The organism is Allohahella sp. A8, assembly GCF_047946665.1.
In the GTDB taxonomy this organism is placed as follows: Bacteria; Pseudomonadota; Gammaproteobacteria; order Pseudomonadales; family Oleiphilaceae; genus Allohahella.
Map to the genome: position 1 here is coordinate 441,345 of NZ_CP172312.1, position 18,106 is coordinate 459,450.

General features: G+C 56.4%; 15 protein-coding genes. 12 read left to right on the top strand and 3 right to left on the bottom strand.

The window, feature by feature from the left end; all coding sequences use genetic code 11:
* Positions 1–7 precede the first annotated feature (7 nt).
* The 7 genes from lepA (at position 8) to pdxJ (ending at position 6,458) form a co-directional block, all read left to right on the top strand.
* The gene (lepA, locus tag ACH3PB_RS02075) at positions 8–1,840 is read left to right on the top strand and encodes a translation elongation factor 4 (RefSeq protein WP_416397816.1); all 1,833 of its coding nucleotides are present in this window, start codon (positions 8–10) and stop codon (positions 1,838–1,840) included.
* A 60-nt stretch (positions 1,841–1,900) separates the two neighbouring features.
* Positions 1,901–2,758, top strand: coding sequence for a signal peptidase I (gene lepB, locus ACH3PB_RS02080; RefSeq protein WP_416397817.1), 858 nt, complete (start codon positions 1,901–1,903; stop codon positions 2,756–2,758).
* A gap of 81 nt (positions 2,759–2,839) precedes the next feature.
* On the top strand, positions 2,840–3,250 hold the full coding sequence (locus ACH3PB_RS02085; RefSeq protein ID WP_416397818.1) for a DUF4845 domain-containing protein: 411 nt from the start codon (positions 2,840–2,842) through the stop codon (positions 3,248–3,250).
* Complete coding sequence (gene rnc / locus ACH3PB_RS02090; protein WP_416397819.1) at positions 3,250–3,945, top strand: ribonuclease III; 696 nt, start codon at positions 3,250–3,252, stop codon at positions 3,943–3,945. The genes ACH3PB_RS02085 and rnc overlap by 1 nt, the downstream gene beginning before the upstream one ends.
* Positions 3,942–4,883 carry a GTPase Era gene (gene era / locus ACH3PB_RS02095; protein WP_416397820.1) on the top strand — a complete coding sequence of 314 codons (942 nt, stop codon included), beginning with the start codon at positions 3,942–3,944 and terminating at the stop codon, positions 4,881–4,883. The genes rnc and era overlap by 4 nt, the downstream gene beginning before the upstream one ends.
* Positions 4,880–5,734 carry a DNA repair protein RecO gene (gene recO / locus ACH3PB_RS02100; protein ID WP_416397821.1) on the top strand — a complete coding sequence of 285 codons (855 nt, stop codon included), beginning with the start codon at positions 4,880–4,882 and terminating at the stop codon, positions 5,732–5,734. The genes era and recO overlap by 4 nt, the downstream gene beginning before the upstream one ends.
* On the top strand, positions 5,724–6,458 hold the full coding sequence (pdxJ, locus tag ACH3PB_RS02105) for a pyridoxine 5'-phosphate synthase (protein ID WP_416397822.1): 735 nt from the start codon (positions 5,724–5,726) through the stop codon (positions 6,456–6,458). The genes recO and pdxJ overlap by 11 nt, the downstream gene beginning before the upstream one ends.
* Before the next feature lie 6 nt (positions 6,459–6,464).
* On the opposite strand, the gene ACH3PB_RS02110 is transcribed toward pdxJ, so the two are convergent.
* Positions 6,465–9,428, bottom strand: coding sequence for a response regulator (locus ACH3PB_RS02110; RefSeq protein ID WP_416397823.1), 2,964 nt, complete (start codon positions 9,426–9,428; stop codon positions 6,465–6,467).
* Between the two features lie 67 nt (positions 9,429–9,495).
* Between ACH3PB_RS02110 and cysM the strand changes: the two genes are divergently transcribed.
* The 5 genes from cysM to ACH3PB_RS02135 all read left to right on the top strand — a co-directional run bounded on the left by cysM (position 9,496) and on the right by ACH3PB_RS02135 (position 16,404).
* A complete protein-coding gene (gene cysM, locus ACH3PB_RS02115; protein WP_416397824.1) occupies positions 9,496–10,443 on the top strand; it encodes a cysteine synthase CysM in 948 nt (315 codons plus the stop codon).
* The gene (rlmD, locus tag ACH3PB_RS02120) at positions 10,440–11,825 is read left to right on the top strand and encodes a 23S rRNA (uracil(1939)-C(5))-methyltransferase RlmD (protein WP_416397825.1); all 1,386 of its coding nucleotides are present in this window, start codon (positions 10,440–10,442) and stop codon (positions 11,823–11,825) included. Before cysM ends, rlmD begins: the two co-directional genes overlap by 4 nt.
* 4 nt (positions 11,826–11,829) lie before the next feature.
* Positions 11,830–14,166: a GTP diphosphokinase gene (relA, locus tag ACH3PB_RS02125; RefSeq protein WP_416399509.1), complete on the top strand. Its 2,337-nt coding sequence runs from the start codon at positions 11,830–11,832 to the stop codon at positions 14,164–14,166.
* Between the two features lie 159 nt (positions 14,167–14,325).
* A complete protein-coding gene (locus ACH3PB_RS02130; protein ID WP_416397826.1) occupies positions 14,326–15,048 on the top strand; it encodes a hypothetical protein in 723 nt (240 codons plus the stop codon).
* Between the two features lie 57 nt (positions 15,049–15,105).
* The gene (locus tag ACH3PB_RS02135) at positions 15,106–16,404 is read left to right on the top strand and encodes a zinc-dependent metalloprotease family protein (RefSeq protein ID WP_416397827.1); all 1,299 of its coding nucleotides are present in this window, start codon (positions 15,106–15,108) and stop codon (positions 16,402–16,404) included.
* A 68-nt stretch (positions 16,405–16,472) separates the two neighbouring features.
* Here the strand turns inward: ACH3PB_RS02135 and ACH3PB_RS02140 are convergent, their stop codons facing one another.
* Together ACH3PB_RS02140 and ACH3PB_RS02145 are read right to left on the bottom strand one after the other, a co-directional pair.
* The gene (locus ACH3PB_RS02140) at positions 16,473–17,252 is read right to left on the bottom strand and encodes an OmpA/MotB family protein (protein WP_416397828.1); all 780 of its coding nucleotides are present in this window, start codon (positions 17,250–17,252) and stop codon (positions 16,473–16,475) included.
* Positions 17,236–18,060 (bottom strand): motility protein A, encoded by an 825-nt coding sequence (locus tag ACH3PB_RS02145; protein ID WP_416397829.1) that lies wholly within the window; start codon positions 18,058–18,060, stop codon positions 17,236–17,238. The genes ACH3PB_RS02140 and ACH3PB_RS02145 overlap by 17 nt, the downstream gene beginning before the upstream one ends.
* Positions 18,061–18,106: the final 46 nt, after the last annotated feature.

The window sequence follows — 18,106 nt, forward strand, 5'->3', positions numbered from 1 at the left end:
TCTTGTTATGATTACGGGCTTTTTTTTCAGGACCGGCAATGTGAAGAAACTCGATTCCATCAGAAATTTTTCAATCATCGCACACATCGATCACGGCAAGTCCACCATTGCAGACCGCTTCATACAGCACTGCGGCGGCCTTGAGGCGCGCGAAATGCAGGCCCAGGTGCTTGATTCGATGGACATCGAACGTGAGCGCGGTATCACCATCAAGGCGCAGAGTGTCACGCTGCACTACACATCCCGTAGCGGGAAGGTGTATCAGCTGAACTTTATCGACACGCCCGGTCACGTCGACTTCAGCTATGAAGTTTCGCGGTCACTGGCCGCGTGCGAAGGCGCCTTGCTTGTGGTGGATGCCGCCCAGGGTGTCGAGGCTCAGTCTGTGGCGAATTGCTATACCGCTATCGAAATGGGTCTCGAGGTCCTGCCGGTCCTCAACAAGATGGACCTGCCACAGGCCGAGCCTGACAGGGTTCGCAAGGAAATCGAGGAAATCATCGGTATCGATGCGACTGATGCGGTTGAATGCAGCGCCAAGGCCGGTATCGGTATCGAAGATATTCTCGAGGAGTTGGTGGCCCGCATTCCACCGCCTGAAACTGAAGAAGACTGGCCCTTGCAGGCCCTCATCATCGACTCCTGGTTCGACCCGTATCTCGGAGTGGTTTCGCTTGTTCGCGTCAAACATGGCACGCTCAAAAAGGGCGACAAGATCAAGATCATGTCGAATGGCGTGGTGGAGCTCGTGACTTCGCTGGGTGTGTTTACACCGAAGCGGACGGAGCAGCCGCAGCTGGGGCCGGGCGAAGTGGGCTTTGTCGTAGCCGGTATCAAGAATATCCATGGGGCGCCGGTCGGCGATACCATCACGCATGCATCGAATGGCAGTACGAAGTCGCTACCGGGTTTCAAGCGGGTTCAGCCTCAAGTGTATGCGGGGCTGTTCCCGGTGTCTTCGGATGACTACGAAGATTTCCGGACCGCGCTAGACAAGCTGACGCTCAACGATGCTTCGCTCTTTTTCGAGCCCGAGAGCTCCGATGCGCTGGGCTTCGGCTTCCGCTGCGGCTTTCTAGGCATGCTGCACATGGAAATCATTCAGGAACGGCTCGAGCGGGAGTACGATCTCGACCTCATCACCACCGCCCCGACAGTTATCTACGAGGTGCTGACCAAGCAGAACGAAGTGGTCTCGGTGGACAATCCATCGCGACTACCGGATCTGGGCAGCATAGAGGAGATGCGTGAGCCGATCGTCGAAGCGAATATTCTCGTGCCACAGGACTACCTCGGCAATGTTATCAGCCTCTGTGTCGAGAAGCGCGGAGTGCAGAAAAGCATGCAGTTCCTCGGTTCTCAAGTCTCGCTGAGCTATGAAATGCCAATGGCAGAGGTCGTGCTCGATTTCTTCGACAAACTCAAATCCGCCAGTCGCGGTTATGCATCGCTCGACTATCACTTCGTTCGCTTCCAGGCTGCCAACCTGGTGCGCCTGGATGTGCTGATCAACGCTGAAAAGGTTGATGCGCTGGCACTGATCATTCATCGCGACAATGCGGCCTACAAGGGACGGCAGTTGACAGAGAAGATGAAGGAGCTGATACCGCGGCAGATGTTCGACGTCGCGATACAGGCCGCACTCGGTGGGCAGGTTATTGCCCGTACGACGGTCAAGGCCCTGCGAAAGAACGTGACCGCCAAGTGCTATGGTGGCGACGTGTCCCGGAAGAAGAAACTGTTGCAGAAGCAGAAAGAGGGCAAGAAGCGGATGAAGCAGGTCGGCAGCGTGGAAATCCCTCAGGATGCCTTCCTTGCAGTCTTGAAGATCGACAGTTAAAGTTGCGCCAGCCAACCCAGCCCACATGGTAACGGCGACCTTGGAAACGGATACTCGTACATGATGGATTTCGACTTCTCGCTCATTCTGGTAGCGCTGACATTAATTACCGGCGCTGTGTGGCTTGTCGACGCGCTGGTTTTTGCGAAAAAGCGTCAACCAGCACCGCAGCAGACCAGCGCGCCGGCGCCGGCAGTTGGCGAGACCCGAATCAGCCAGGGCTGGACAGTAGATGGTGCGACCCAAGGCGATACGCGTACGAGCCAGCCGGTTGAGCCACTCATTGTCGAGTATTGTCGATCATTCTTTCCCATTCTCTTCATTGTGCTGATCCTGCGCTCTTTTATCGTCGAGCCCTTTCAGATCCCTTCACAATCCATGCTGCCGACGCTCGAGGTCGGCGACTTCATCCTCGTCAACAAGTTTACCTATGGGCTACGCTTGCCTGTTCTAGGGACAGAAATCGTGGATCTGGGTGAGCCAGAGCGTGGTGACGTGATGGTGTTCCGAAATCCTGAAGACAATCGGACCAATTATATCAAGCGCGTGATCGGGCTTCCCGGCGACACTGTCACGCTTCTTGGCAAGGCGCTGTACGTCAATGGTGAGCCGGTTGAAGAGCGGCTGCTCGCAGCGCTTCCACCGGATAATCCCAAGGAGCTCATTTACGAAGAGTCGCTTGGCGGCGCCACCTATAGAATTCAGAAAGAGAGCGGCCCCTCAGGGCTGCGGGCAGAATGGAAGGTGCCGGCGGGCAATTTCTTCCTGCTGGGCGACAACCGGGATCGAAGTCGTGATAGCCGTTATATCGGTATGGTGCCGGAGAACAATATCGTTGGGCGCGCTTTCGCAATCTGGATGCATTGGGAGAGCTTCTTCTCAATTCCTTCGTTTTCAAGAACAGGGCTTATCGAATAGCAGGCGCTGCCTGTCCCGGTCAGTCGCAAGTTCTACGATCCAGCTATACTGAGACTACGTTTACTTATCAGGACTATGCGTATGTGTCAGACTGTCTCCAGGTCGTCCTTGGGATCGATTGCCCTGCCAAAGCAGCAGACAGGTGCATCAATGATGCAGTACCTGTTCTATTTGCTCGTGCTGGTATCGTTTATTACTGTGGCCATCAAGCTGATTCCGGTCTACATCGAGGATAGTTCGGTTTCGGGATCGCTTGAAAGTCTGTCGAAGAAAGAAAACTTTGCTGATATGACGAACAAGGAAATACAGTCCAGTCTGGACAGCCTCCTTACTATCAACAACATTCGCAGTCTGCCGCCAGAAGCCATCAAGATCGAACGCAAGGATGATACGACTACGGTGATCATCGATTACGAGGTTCGCAAGAATATTGTAGCCAACATAGATGCGGTGCTCAGTTTCCACCATCAACAGGAAAGCAAGAAGAAGTAGTGTTACGAACCGATCAGGCGCTCGACAAACTGCAGGCACAGCTAGGCTATCGTTTCAAGGACGAAGGTCTGCTCGAGCTCGCCTTGTCTCACCGGAGCTACGGCAAATCTAACAACGAGCGTCTCGAGTTTCTCGGCGACTCCATCGTCAACTTCGTCATTGCCGAGGCGCTCTATGCGCGCTTTACAGATGCTAGAGAAGGGCAGCTCAGTCGCATGCGCGCCAGTCTCGTCAAGGGCGTGACACTTGCTGAAGTGGCCCGGGATCTGAGCCTTGGTGACGCCATGAGGTTGGGTTCCGGCGAACTCAAGAGTGGTGGCTTTCGCCGCGAGTCGATTCTGGCCGATGGGTTGGAAGCAGTAATTGGTGCAGTATTTCTGGATAGCGGCTTCGAAACCGTCCAGACGCTTCTGCGTGGACTCTTTGCCTCTCGACTCGATGCACTGAAGCCGGAAGATACCCGCAAGGATTCAAAGACCCGCCTACAGGAGCTTTTACAAAGCCGCCAGGCGGAGCTCCCGGTATACGAAATTCTTGAAGTGCTGGGCGAGGCGCATGCGCAGACCTTCGTGGTCAAATGCACGGTCAATGGCCTGGAAGATGTATTTTCCGGACGAGGTCCCAGCCGCCGCCTCGCTGAACAGAAAGCGGCGGCCAAGGCACTCAAAAACCTCGAAGGTACCCAAAAGTCATGAGCTCTAATGAGATGGCGTCTGATGAAACAGGCCCTGAACAACCCGCAAATGGGCAGAAGTGTGGCTATGTCGCCATTGTGGGTCGACCAAATGTTGGAAAGTCAACGCTACTGAATAAGCTGCTCGGTCAGAAAATCAGTATTACCTCGAAGAAGGCGCAAACGACACGGCATCAGATCCTCGGCGTCAAGACGATCGATGAGGTGCAGTACATCTACGTCGACACCCCGGGTATCCACAAGAATGAACGTAACTCGCTCAACGCGGTCATGAACAAGGCGGCTCTGAGTGCGTTGAACGATGCGGATCTCATTATTGTGATGATCGACAGGACCCGCATTACCGAAGAGGATCGCATGGTGCTCGAGGCCGCTACGGCCAGTAAGCGCCCAGTGATGCTGTTGATCAACAAGATTGATGAACTTGAAGACAAGACATCGCTGCTGCCGTTCATCGACGAGTTACGCAAGAGTTTCAGTTTCGAAGGCTTTGTGCCGATTTCTGCCATGAAAGGCTGGCAGCTCGACGAACTTGAAAAAGAGATTGCGGCTTATTTGCCGGCTGGCGTGCACCTCTTTCCCGACGATCAGGTGACTGATCGCAGCATTCGCTTTCTTTGTGCCGAAATTCTCCGCGAGAAGATCATGCGTCAGCTCGGGGATGAAGTGCCCTACGGCGTGGCGGTTGAAATCGAGCAGTGGGGGCAGGAAGGCAAGACCCTGCATATCGGCATGATCGTCTGGGTTGAACGTGAAGGGCAGCGCAAGATTCTCATCGGTAGCAAGGGCGAAAAGCTTAAGCGGATTGGCACCGATGCGCGTCGCGATATCGAACATCTCACCGGCTCGACCGTCATGCTCAAGACCTGGGTGAAAGTAAAGTCAGGCTGGAGTAACAGTGCCAGGGCGCTGAAAACACTCGGCTACGATGAGCGGTGACAGGCCGGGGCGGCGGCAGTTCTGCTGTAGCCCAGCAAGGCTGGCTGCTGCACGGCAGACCTTACCGGGAGAATAGCATCATTGCCACCATGCTGACGGCATCGAGTGGCAAGGTCAGCGGCGTGATTCATGGCAGTCGCGGCAAGCACCGCTCTGCTGCTGATAGCCTACAGGCGTTCCAGCCATACATCTTTTCCCAGTACGGTCGCAGTGAGCTCAAGACATTTTCGTCGCTGGATTTTGCCGGGCGCGGCTTCAGTCTCAAGGGACGTGCGGCTCTTGTAGGGCTCTATTTCAACGAGCTACTCTACCTGCTCCTGCCAGTCGAGGAGCAAGTGCCTGAGATTCATACTTTATATACAAGTAGTCTGAAACGTCTCAACTCGTGTGCCGAAGACTCTGCTCGAGAGATACCTGCGCCGACGGCTTTTTCTGCCCAGGATCCTCTGCTGTGGCTGATGCGTGAGTTCGAGCTGGCGCTGACCACGGCGCTCGGGCTGCATCCAGGCTTCAGCGCTGACGCAGCTGGTAACCCGATTTCGCCTGATACCAGGTACATTTTTGTCAGCACATCCGGCTGGCTTGAAGAAGCCGAAGCAAAGGAGCAACCGGCCCACCTTCGGGTTGTCAGTGCTTCGGGCCGGCTTTTACTGGCTGTCGGTGAGGCCAATTGGCAGGTGGGAGGCGCGCTTGGCCTTGCCCGCGAGTTGACTTCCCTCGTGATCGACCGAAGCCTCGATGGGCGAATGCTCAACACCCGTCAGCTTATACAGGCTGCTGCCCGGCTGGGTGCAGTACGACCAGAACAAGCCGAACCGATAACAGAGGATCCCGGAAATCATGACGACTAAACGCAGAGTTCTGCTCGGTGTAAATATCGACCACATCGCAACGCTTCGCCAGGCTCGCGGTACCCTCTATCCTGATCCGGTGCTGGCTGCTGCGATTGCCGAGCAGGCGGGGGCAGACAGCATCACTATTCATCCGCGCGAAGATGGTCGGCATATCCAGCCACGTGATGTCCGTCTGCTGGCCCAGACGCTTCAGACCTCCATGAACCTGGAGATGGCTGCAACCGATCCGATGCTGGCATTGGCGCTCGAGGTGAACCCGCGTGACTGTTGTCTGGTGCCTGAAAAGCGGGAGGAACTGACGACTGAAGGTGGCCTGGATGTCTGTAGCAGAGAGGCGATGCTGAAAGACTATGTGAGTAGACTAACCGATAGCGGAATTCGGGTTTCGCTGTTCATCGACCCTGATCCGCGCCAGATCGAGGCCGCTGTCCGGGTGGGCGCCCAGGCAGTTGAGCTGCATACCGGAGATTACGCCGAAGCCAGCGGTGGTGAAGTCGAGCTACGGCTTGAGGCGCTGCGGGAAGCAGCGGTATTCGCGCATCAGGCCGGTTTGCTGGTCAATGCCGGTCATGGCCTGCACTACCATAATACTCGGCCAATTGCCGCGCTGGACCACGTTAGGGAGCTGAATATCGGCCATGCGATCATTGCGAGAGCCGTAATCACAGGCCTGGATTCAGCTGTGCGAGAAATGAGAGCGCTGCTGGACAGTGCTGTTTAATACGGTCTATCCGGCAGAACTGCGACTGAGACCATCGGGTGCCCCGAGCATGAGCGGTTGCCAGTCGGTCTGATCGGCCCAGTAGAGCAGCCGGTCAATCTCGGCGTAGGTCTGTTTCAGGTGCTCGGTCCAGGGCTGCTTCTGTTTCAGCATAGTCTCGAGCGAAGCCACCGCCGCCCGTAACAGAGGCACGCCACAGTATCGTGTGCCGCCATGCAACTTGTGTGCGGCCTCTTCCAGTCCTTTGACATCATTCGCACGTTCCAGTTTGCGGAAACGTTCCTCATCCTCAGGGAGGTTTTCCAACAGCATCGAGAGCAACTCGACAGCGAGATCTCGCTTGCCTGCGGCCAGGCGGATCGACGATTCGATGTCGACACAGGGCTCTGGCGCTGCTTTTTGCGAGGGCCGCACCGTGCCCGAAAAGTTGCTGTAGACCTGATGAACTTCGTCGGCAGCCTTGGGCGGTTGGGCGAACTGCAGGTATCGACTGAGGAGGTCGAGCAGTTGCGACTCCGAAATTGGCTTGGTCACATATTCGTTGAAGCCATTGTTCAGCAGCTCCTCACGCTCTTCATTCAGCGCATGTGCCGTCAACGCAAGAATCGGAACATGAGCGACCGGACCAGACAGGCTTCTGATCAGGCGGGTGGTTTCCATACCATCCATGCCAGGCATCTGTACGTCCATGAATACCAGATCACAGCTGGTCTCCTTCAACAGCCGGAGCGCCTCATAGCCGCTGGTTACTGCCACTGGCTCGACGCCGATGTCCGTCAGCAGTGCTTCGATAAGACGAAGATTGGCGGCATTGTCATCAACCGCCATCACTCTGGGTTTTGGCCTGAACAAGCGGGCAGATTGTGGTTGCCGCAGTGGTGAAATGCCTTCGTGCTGTTTGGTTAGCAGGAGCATCATCATTGCGGCTAGCTTTCGCTGTGGTATCGGCTTCAGCGCATAGGCGGTGCAGGCATTCAGGATGGCCGCGTGTTCTCTCACACTATCGATCGTAGGCGTCAACAGTACAACACGGCAGTCGAGCTGTTTTTCGATTCGTTCGACGGCAGCGAGATGCACAGCACTGCTGAGCTGGTAGGAGGTAATGCCAAGAATGGCTGCCGAAAAGCCGCGGCCCGCCTTCTGCGCCTTTACGATGGAGTCACAGAGATCATCGAGGGTTTCGGCAATGACCACTTCTGCCGACCAGTGCTGCAGGATCTGCTGTGTGACCATGGCCGTTCGCTGCTGGTATTCGAGATAGATCAGGCGTTCACCGGAAAGATCCGGCGGCGCTTCGTAATGGCGGCTGTTTTCGTAATCTCCGGGCGTGAGGCTATCGTCCGCCTCTCTGGTGAGGTGCCTGAGTCCAGTCGCCTGGCCGAGACTTTCAAGCCGTAGCAGCACCGAGAAGGTTGAGCCCTCGCCAAGGGTGCTTTCAACGCTGATACTGCCACCCATCTGCTCCGCCAGTTTCCTGGAAATGACCAGGCCGAGGCCCGAGCCACCGAAACGGCGTGCGGTGGAGGCGTCGCCTTGCGAAAAGGCATGAAACAGCGCGCGTTGCTGGGTTTTCGACATGCCGACGCCGGTGTCAGATACCGAGATCCGAATCGTCACGTGATGGCCGTTGGTTTCCTGTTCCTCCAGCATCACGCGCAGTACGATCTCGCCGTGGCGGGTAAACTTGACCGCATTGCCTATGAGATTGAGGATGATCTGCTTCACACGTAGCGGGTCACCAACAAGTATGGCAGGCACATCGAGATAGACCATGGCCGCCAGATCGAGGTTCTTTTCGTGAGCCGCCGGGGCGAGCAGGGTCATCGCGTCGTCTATTGTGTCACGAACGTTGAACTCACTGTGGTCGAGCAGGAGCTTGCCTGCTTCTATCCGGGAAAAGTCGAGAATATCGTTGATAACGCTCAGCAGGGTTTCGGATGACTTCACGATAGTGGTCGCGTGGTCTTTCTGCTGCTGGGTCAGTGGCGATTTCAGCAAAATTCTCGCGAAGCCGATGATGCCATTGAGCGGGGTCCGAATCTCGTGCGACATGTTCGCGAGAAACTCGGACTTTATCTTGCTGGCCTGCAAGGCCTCCTTTCGTGCGATGTTCAGCTCGATGTTCTGGATTTCGATGGTTTCCAGGGTCTCGCGCAAGTCTTCAGTGGCCTGATCGATGTTCTGCTGCAGCTCGCTATGGGCGTGCTCAAGTGTATCAGCCATGCTGTTGATACCATCACGCAACAGTTCGATCTCTCGACTGCCTTCGATGTCCAGGCGGGCGCCACTATCGCCGCGCTTGATGCGAGAGACGACGTCGACGGTATGGGCGAGCGGGCGGGTCAGCTGTCGTGACAGTCGCGAGGCGAGTACGGCGCTGAGAAACACGGTTAGCAAAATGCCGAGCACAGTGAGCAGGATGGCACGCGATTGTGCCAGCTGAGTCGGCGTGTATGCGAACTCGACGGCAACCCAGCCGATTGGCATGGCGCGTCCTGCTGTGCTCTCGGCCGCTTGGGCGGTAGGCCACACGGGCTCGACCAACTGCAGATAGTCACCGATCCGACGACGACTGCCCTGAGCATTCAGCAGATTGCGTTGGCTTGCTCTCGCCGCCGGCATGGCTCCGGCATGTGCGGTGATCTCGCCGCGCTGATTGTAAATCACCACCGAGCGTACACCCTCTTTCTGAATGGTGCCGCCAGCAATGAGCTCCAGGGTGGTCGGGTCAGCCCGGCTTAGGAGAACGGCGCTCATGTTCACCAGCTGGTCAGTCGTTTCCTGCGATCGTGTGGTGACGATATGTTCGAGTTCCATCATCCGGGCGGTAATGAACACGCTGCCGATGACAATCGCGAAAAGTGCCGCGGGAATCATCACGTAGGTGAAGATCTTTCTGCGCAGGCTCCAATGCTTTCCGGCAGCGCCGAAATGGCTGAGAAAGTTCTGCTCCCCGGAAGTGTCAATCATATTTAACGTGGTTCTGTGCTGGATGATTTTGTATTCTAGCAACCCTTTCGCATCATAGAGCGACTTTATGTCCCCCGTCTTCCCTTCGGATCATGCCCCCGATACGGCATCAGCATCACTGGACTGGCCTACGGTAGCTTCGCTCGTAGGTAATACACCACTCGTGCGCCTGCAGCGCCTGCCGAGGGATTCTGCGGTCTCTGGTAATGTCGTGCTCGGCAAGCTGGAGGGCACCAATCCGGCCGGTTCGGTCAAGGACAGGGCTGCTTTGAGCATGATCAGCGAGGCCGAAGCCAGGGGCAGGATCAGGCAGGGCGACTGTCTCATTGAGGCGACAAGCGGCAATACGGGCATTGCGCTGGCCATGGTGGCCGCAATGAAAGGCTACCGTCTCAAACTGATCATGCCGGCCCACATGAGCGAAGAGCGCCGTGCCGCGATGAGCGCCTATGGTGCCGAACTCATCTCGGTAACGAGAGAAGAGGGGATGGAGGGTGCGCGTGATCTGGCGAAGAAGATGGAGGCAGCAGGCGAGGGTATAGTGCTCGATCAGTTCGCCAACAGCGATAATCCACTGGCGCATTACAAGACCACTGGCCCGGAGATCTGGCAGCAGACGGGTGGTCGCATTACTCATTTCGTGAGCTCCATGGGCACGACTGGCACAATTATGGGCGTTTCGCGCTATCTGAAAGAGCAGAACCCGCATATTCAGATTATCGGGCTGCAACCTGCGTCTGGCGCCTCCATTCCAGGCATTCGACGCTGGCCTGAAGCCTATATGCCTTCAATTTTTGAAAAATCACGGGTGGACCGAATCATAGATATCGAACAGAACGCGGCCGAAGTGGCCATGCGAAGGCTTGCGACAGAGGAAGGCATTTTCGCTGGTGTTTCGTCCGGAGGCGCCGTAGTCGGCGCGCTGCAGATCGACGCTGAAGTCGAAAACGCAGTCATTGTGGCCATCATTTGTGACCGTGGGGACCGCTATCTGTCCACAGGCGTGTTCAAATGAGCAAGCGACGCGTTTCGAAGCGCAAGCCAGACCCCGCGCCGGTGCAATTGACTATAGAATCACTGAGTCATGAAGGCCGCGGTGTGGCCAGGCTCGATGGCAAGACCCAGTTCGTCGACGGGGCATTGCCGGGCGAAGTGGTCATGGCTCGGCGAATGCGGGCGCACCGCACGTTTGATGATTGTGCCACTATCGAAGTACTGGAGCCCAGTCCCGATAGAATCGAGCCCTTCTGTCCGCATGCGAAACTCTGTGGCGGCTGTTCTCTGCAATACATGCCACAGAGCCTCCAACTCGAGCATAAGCAGGCCGTGGTGCTGGAGCTATTCAAGCATGCAGGCGCCGAGGCGCCCAAGGTCGTGGCGCCACCGCTGAGATCAGCGCCATCCGGCTATCGATCGAAGGCGCGTATGGGTGCGCGCTATGTGTTCAAGAAGGAAGAAACACTGGTCGGCTTCCGTGAGCAGTTCTCCAGCTTCCTCGCTGACATTACTCAGTGCCCGATACTCGTTCCTGCTGTCGGGGAGCGCATCACGGAGCTCCGTGCCTGCCTGAGCCAGCTTTCGGTTCGCCAGGCTGTACCCCAGGTAGAGGTCGCGGCTGGTGAGAATGCGGTGATCCTGATCATCAGACACCTCGAGCCGCTGACGAACGCTGACATCGAGCTGCTCGAACAGTTCGGCCGTGATCACGACTTCCTGATGTATGGTCAGGCCAAAGGGCCCGACACCGTCAAGCCGCTGGCCAGTTATCTTGATCCTGGGAAAGGTGCTGACCCCGCAGGCGAGTTGTTTTACGAATTGCCCGCCTTTGATTTGACCATGCAGTTCCGGCCGACCGATTTCACCCAGGTCAATATGCCTTTGAACCGCGAGATGCTGTCACAGGCGATGGCCTGGCTGCAGCCTCAGGCGGAAGACAGTGTGCTTGACCTGTTCTGTGGACTGGGCAACTTTACGCTGCCGCTGGCCCGACTTTCGGCTCAGGTAACCGGTGTCGAAGGCAGTCTGGCCATGACGGCACAGGCAGAGCATAACGCCAGAAAGAACGGTATCGACAATGTCTCCTTCGCTGCGGGAGATCTTTTTGATATCGCAGCCCTGCGCAATGCTGATGGCGGTGCGCAATGGATACGTCATTATGACAAAGTGTTACTTGACCCCCCCAGAGCTGGCGCCGAAGATGTGGTACGTTCCATGGGCCTGTTTTCGCCATCTGCGATACTGTATGTATCGTGTAATCCGGCGACACTGGCTCGGGACGCAGCCATCCTGAACGCTCAGGGCTATCGGCTGCGTACACTGGGAATAATGGATATGTTCCCGCAAACAGCGCATGTCGAGTCGATGGCGCTTTTCGAGAAGGCAGGACGGAGTCGATAACACCGTGGTCAAGGTACGCGAAGACTATCCGGTCGGTAGTAACGGCCGTGTAGATATTCCCAGCTGGCTGGAGCAACTCGGGCGTTTTACGCCTGTAAAAGACTCAGCAGCTATTCTGGAAGCCTGTGAAGTGGCTCAGTCGCTTGCTGAACAGGCTGAAGTAGAGGGCAGCCGCTGGAGTGCCGAGAGTAATAGTTTTCTAACGGGCTTGGAGATGGCGGTGATCCTCGCCGAACTCCACCTCGACAGCGAAAGCATCATTGCCGCCATTCTGTATCGCTCGGTTCGTGAGAAGCGAATAACCCTTCAGGCAGTCGGTAAGCGCTTCGGCAGCTCGTGTGAGCATCTCATAGAAGGTGTCTTGCAGATGGCCGCAATCTCGAGCCTGCGCCATCCACTGCAGGGCAGTGTGCTGGGTCAGACCCAGAACCAGGTCGACAATCTGAGGCGAATGCTGGTCACCATGATCGACGATGTTCGCGTCGCACTGATCAAGCTGGCCGAACGCACCTGTGCCATCCGTGCTGTAAAGGATGCTGAGCCTGACAAACGGCATCGCGTCGCCCGTGAAGTCTTCGATATCTATGCGCCGCTCGCGCATCGGCTCGGCATCGGTCAGCTGAAATGGGAGCTGGAGGATCTATCCTTCCGCTATCTCCACGAATCGGCCTACAAGAAAATTGCCAAGCAGTTGGACGAGCGGCGGATTGACCGGCAGCACTATATTACTGAAGTGATCGAAGCCTTGTCGAAGGAGCTCAAGGAGCAGGGCGTGCAGGCCGACGTCGATGGGCGCGTGAAGCATATTTATAGTATCTGGCGGAAGATGCATCGCAAGGGCATCGACTTTTCCCAGGTCTATGATATCCGTGCGATTCGCGTGCTGGTGCCAACTATCCGGGACTGCTACTCCGTGCTCGGTGCAGTACATTCGCTGTGGCGACATATTCCCCACGAGTTCGACGATTACATCGCCAACCCGAAATCCAACGGTTATCAATCCTTGCATACCGCCGTTGCTGGGCCTGGCAACAAGGTTATGGAAGTACAGATCCGCACCCATGCGATGCACCAGGATGCCGAGCTCGGTGTTTGTGCACATTGGTTGTACAAGGGCACGGATCTCGACCAGAAGTCGCAAAGCTACGAAGACAAGATCGCCTGGCTGCGTCAGGTACTCGAATGGCAGGAGGACCTCGGCGACCAGACCGGAGAGGCAACACACGATCTGGTCGAGCAGTGGCAGAACAACTTTGTTTCAGACCGCATCTATCTGTTTACGCCTGAAGGTCATGTGGTCGATCTGCCGGCCAATTCGACGCCTATCGATTTCGCCTACAAAGTGCATACCGAAATCGGGCACTGTTGCCGTGGCGCCAAGGTCAACGGTCGTATCGTACCGCTGAATTACAAACTGAAGACCGGCGAACAGGTACAGGTGCTGACTTCCAGCCAGCCCAAGCCAAGCCGTGACTGGCTCAACCCTGACCTTGGTTATACCCAGACCTCGAAGGCTCGCGCGAAGATAGCGCACTGGTTCAGGATGCAGAACCGTGAGCAGCATGTCGAGTCCGGTGCGCAACTGCTGCACGAGATGCTCAAGCGCTTTTCCGTCGATAGTGTCAGTGGTGAGCTACTCGCCAAGGCGTTGCATTTTACCACCGTGGAAGATCTGCATGCCGCGATAGGTGCTGGTGATCTGAAGCCCATGCAGGTCGTGCAGGAGGCACAGTCACTGCTCGAGGCTCGCTCGCCAGAACTGGATTTCGAGGGTCGTGTGCCGCCGAAGCCGGGCCAGCAGACTCGGAAGGCTTCGCTGTTGCGTGCGCTCGAGCAGGCCGGTGACGCTCACCGCAAGCGTAGCAAGCCGGCCCGTCTGGAGGATCATACCCAGTCCATAAAGATTCTTGGCGTAGGCAATCTCCTCACGCATCGAGCCAGCTGCTGCAAGCCGGTACCGGGAGATGACATCATCGGCTTCATAACGCTTGGACGAGGGGTCAGCATCCACAAGCAGGACTGCCTGAATGTACTGCAGCTCGAAGCACAGGAGCCGAACAAGATCATCGAGGTGAGTTGGGGTAGTGCGCAGGAAACCTATCCCATTGATATTGAAGTGGAAGCCTACGACAGGCCTGGTCTGCTTAGGGATATCTCCAATGTGCTGGGGAATGATCGCGTCAACGTGCTCGCGGTATCGACGCGTAGCGACAAGGAGAACAGCACGGCCACAATGCGCCTCACCGTCGAGATCGAAAGCCTGGGTATGCTGAATAAGATTTTTGATCGGCTGCGGCAGGTGCCGAATGTGATTGATACGCGGCGTCTCAAGGAGGCGTGATCAAGCTATTTAGTGCGCAAAAACATGATTTTCATCAGCAATTTGCGAAACTGTGTCCCATTTCTCTCCCCCAAAAGGGGGGCGTACGCCCTTTGGTCGATTCTAATCGTTCTACAATAAGTAAGCATGCCGCTCCTGCTTTAGCTTGAGTAGCTCGAGATGAACAAGATTATTCTCCTGACGACCTGTGTTTTGGTCGCCGTAGGTGCTGTACTTTTCCTACAGGTCGACAACAAGCCAGCTTCCGTTCCTGCAGTCGCCGACGAGCCTGCAAGCCTGACCGACAGCGCCGCGGCGCGGCGCCCACTAGTCGACCGCCCTTTCAACGAGGCCGATGAGGCCAATGAGGCTGACGCCGATTCGGCTGGCCAGCCGCCTGCCACGACTGCTGCGGATTCTGCGAACGATGACGACACAGCTCCGGATCAGTCGACGTACGCCGAACTCTCTGCCTGGTCGGTCGCCGACGAAACGCCCATAGACGTCGATGGTGTCGAAGGACTCGCTATCCAGACAGATCCCGCTGCACTGCGATCAATGAAGGTCGGACAGAAAATCTCGCTGCCAATTCCGGATCTGCAGCCAATGCCCGAAGCCACCATTGAGTCGACTCACAGTCCGTTGGATGGCATCGACGTCTTCAAAGGCGCGCTGAACGACGGCCAACCCAATGATAACGTCATCGTAACGCGTGGCGAAATCGACACTATCTTCGTGGTATCGACGTCGACCGGCGTCTACACCGCAATCGTCAACAATCGCACCGGCCAGGGTAGTCTCGTCAATGAGGCTGACGTCAATGCACGCGCAGTCCCCATAGCCGATGGTATTGAGGTAGCACCAGTGGAAATGCCGCTACCTGAACGGGGCCAGGGTTCCTGACCCCATATTTCGAGCACTACCCCCAACACAAGAAAGATAAGCTTCACAGGAGCAGATATGACCTTTGCAAAAAAAGTGCAGTCCGCAATAGTGGCTGCCGTTGCTGGCGCTGCCATGGCATCGACGGCGCAAGCCGCGCCTGAAACCATCGACGTGCTGGTGCTCTACCAGCCCGAAGTCAGCCAGACCACCAATGGTCGCGATATCAATGCCAGAATCGTGTCTTATATTGAGTACAACAACCAGGCGTATATCAACAGCGGCGTCAATTTGCGCTTGCGTCTGGTGGCGGCGAAGCCGATCAGTAAGGGCTGGACCTACGTCAACAGCGAGAATCTCGATGCGCTACGCAGAAACGGTGAAGTTGCGGCAATGCGTGAGCAGTATGGCGCTGACGTCGTCAGCGTGCTGAACCTGCGCCAGCCTATGCAGGGTGGCTACGTCTGCGGTATCGGCTATGTGCCTTCCGGAACTAGCAATGGTCAGCTCTACAGTAACGCTGAATCACTGGCCTTCAACCTGGTGGGTGTAGATTGCGGCTATAGCACCTTCGCCCACGAAATCGGTCACAACCTGGCACTGGGTCATTCCGCTGCGCAGAACACGGGCGGCGGTATCTGGAACTGGGCTCGCGGCCACGGTGTGTATGGCTCCTTTAGCACGATCATGGCCTATCCGCAGTCTTACGGTACCAGCAATCAGCTGCAGCGTTTTTCGAACCCCAATATTCGTACCTGCGAAAACCAGCCTTGTGGCGTCAGCAGGAACCAGTCGAATGGTGCCGATGCTGTTGGTAACCTGAACGCACTGGCTACTCAACTGGCTGCGTTCCGTCCAACGAAGACCACTGGTGGTACCGACGGTGGCGGAAGCGATGGCGGCGGCACTCCGACGACACCAACGCCACCAGCAACTGGTTATACCGCCACATTTGAGCAGACCACTGATGGCTGGCAGACCTACATGGGTGGCAACGTCGCTCGCGTGCAGACGGCATACGCTGGCAGTTACTCCTTGCGCTCGTCGAGCCGCACCGCCTGGTATTCAGGCCCGGGGCTGAACGTACGTGGCGTCTTGAAAACCGATCAGGACTACACCTTCAAGGCGCAGGTTGGTCTCACTGGCTATGGTAGTTCTACCAACAGTGAACTATGGGCTTACATTGTTGACGATCGAGGCGCCCGTTGGGAGAAGCTGATCAGCAAGGCTGCGAATGCGGGCTACTGGAATGCGCTCGAGGGTAACTTCAAGCTCAATACCACAGGCAACGTCACCCAGCTGCGACTGCATGTATTTGGCCCATCCCCAAGCTACACGATGTATCTTGATGCGGTAAGCATTACGCCGGTCAACTGAGTCCATCTGTATATGGGAGAGGGTTCTCCGGAACCCTCTTTTGTCCCATAGCGCGCTGATACCACAATTTACGGCGCTTGAATAACCATGCTCACACGACGGTTTTTCGCCCTGTTTTCTTCAGTATCGTTTCCAGCCACCGGCTTGGTTGCGCCGTAGCTGATCGCTCTCAAGCGCGATCCCTCTATACCATTCTCCGCGAGGAACTGAAGTACCTCTGTCGCCCTACTGGCGGCCAAATCCCAGTTGGAGCTGAAACGCGCAGTCTGAATCGGGTTTGAATCAGTGTGGCCCTCGATGAGAATCGCTCCGGAACTTTTCTGCAAAATCGGCACGAGTGCACGCAGTACATCTTCGCCCGACGTCAGCAGAACGGCATCACCAGAGTCGAACAGAACGTTGCTGCCGATTTCAAGCTCTGCAAATCCGTCCTGAAAGCTCGGCGTCAGGAAGCCCTCGAGCTGTTGCTCGACGACGGCCTCCTGAAAGCTCAGATACCAGGCATTTTGATCGCGGCTGCCAGTTATTGGTGCTGGTGTCACTGGTTGAATCGGTTCGAGCTCGCTCAGCAACGGCTCTCCGGTAGTCGGCGTGATATTCTTTTCGATCGTTTCGGTAATTGGCTGCGCCTGAATGGCGAGCATGAGCGCAAACACCGCCGTTATCAGTACAAACACGTCGAGATAGCTCGTGAGCCAGGCATCCCCCTCGTTGTCCTGCACCGTCAGGTCGTCGAGTGCTCCGAGATGTGAGTTGGCAAGAATCTGGGCAGACTGCTCATTACCTCCGCCAGAATGTTGGAAGCGATCAAGCTGTCCAGACCGCGAGAAATCAGGGGAGCGTGGCATGAGCGGACTCGCTGTCAATGGCGGGCTTGGCTGCGTGTCGCGCACCCAGTTCATCGTCGAAATGGGTCACGAAGGAATACAGGCTCTCGCGGATGAAGGCTGGGCTACGGCCGAGGCCAATGAGGGTGATGCCTTCGAGTATGAGGCTCATATGTAACAGCCGCTTTTCGGTCCGACGCTCAAGTTTTGTAGCTACCGGTTTGAAGAAGAGGTTCGAAAGCAGCAAACCGTAGAAAGTCGTGACCAGTGCGATGGCCAGGTGGCCTCCCATGAGGTCGAGACTCTTGGCATCCAGCACTAGCATCATGTTCACCAGGCCGAGGAGGGTGCCGACCATGCCGAAGGCGGGCGCGTACGCGGATAGCGAGTGGAAGATTCTTGCCTCTGCCTGCTCTCGCGCTTTCAGCCGCTTGATACGCCAGGCCATTGTTCCGGCTACGTCAGCGACCGGCAGCTTGGCAATAATCATCTGCATGCCCATGGCGAGAAAAGGATTGATGTGCTGGTGTAGGCGAGCCTCAATCTTGCGGATATCGTTGCGGCTATAGTCACGCGCAAATTGGACCAGCTCATCAATCTGCTGCACATCGTTGAGATGATCGGGATGCCCCAGTGTCTTGACTGCCCGGAAGGCTGCCTTGATCTCCTTGCCCGGGAAACCGGCAAACAGAGCAGCAAAACAACCGCCCGCAACCAGAATAAGGCCGGGTATGTTGAAAAATATCATCGGGTTATCGGTCGACAGCACGACCGCAAGCACAATGAAGAATATGCCTGACAGGCTGCCCAGTACCAGCGTGAGTATCATTCGCTTGCAGCTCCAGATAAGGAAACAGTAACGCTCGCCCATCAAG

Excerpts from the sequence above, each read along its gene's own strand:
- lepA (WP_416397816.1), top strand. The coding sequence starts at position 8 with ATGATTACGGGCTTTTTTTTCAGGACCGGCAATGTGAAGAAACTCGAT.
- lepB (WP_416397817.1), top strand. The coding sequence starts at position 1,901 with ATGATGGATTTCGACTTCTCGCTCATTCTGGTAGCGCTGACATTAATT.
- ACH3PB_RS02085 (WP_416397818.1), top strand. The coding sequence starts at position 2,840 with ATGTGTCAGACTGTCTCCAGGTCGTCCTTGGGATCGATTGCCCTGCCA.
- era (WP_416397820.1), top strand. The coding sequence starts at position 3,942 with ATGAGCTCTAATGAGATGGCGTCTGATGAAACAGGCCCTGAACAACCC.
- pdxJ (WP_416397822.1), top strand. The coding sequence starts at position 5,724 with ATGACGACTAAACGCAGAGTTCTGCTCGGTGTAAATATCGACCACATC.
- ACH3PB_RS02110 (WP_416397823.1), bottom strand. The coding sequence starts at position 9,428 with ATGATTGACACTTCCGGGGAGCAGAACTTTCTCAGCCATTTCGGCGCT.
- cysM (WP_416397824.1), top strand. The coding sequence starts at position 9,496 with ATGTCCCCCGTCTTCCCTTCGGATCATGCCCCCGATACGGCATCAGCA.
- rlmD (WP_416397825.1), top strand. The coding sequence starts at position 10,440 with ATGAGCAAGCGACGCGTTTCGAAGCGCAAGCCAGACCCCGCGCCGGTG.
- ACH3PB_RS02130 (WP_416397826.1), top strand. The coding sequence starts at position 14,326 with ATGAACAAGATTATTCTCCTGACGACCTGTGTTTTGGTCGCCGTAGGT.
- ACH3PB_RS02135 (WP_416397827.1), top strand. The coding sequence starts at position 15,106 with ATGACCTTTGCAAAAAAAGTGCAGTCCGCAATAGTGGCTGCCGTTGCT.
- ACH3PB_RS02140 (WP_416397828.1), bottom strand. The coding sequence starts at position 17,252 with ATGCCACGCTCCCCTGATTTCTCGCGGTCTGGACAGCTTGATCGCTTC.
- ACH3PB_RS02145 (WP_416397829.1), bottom strand. The coding sequence starts at position 18,060 with ATGATACTCACGCTGGTACTGGGCAGCCTGTCAGGCATATTCTTCATT.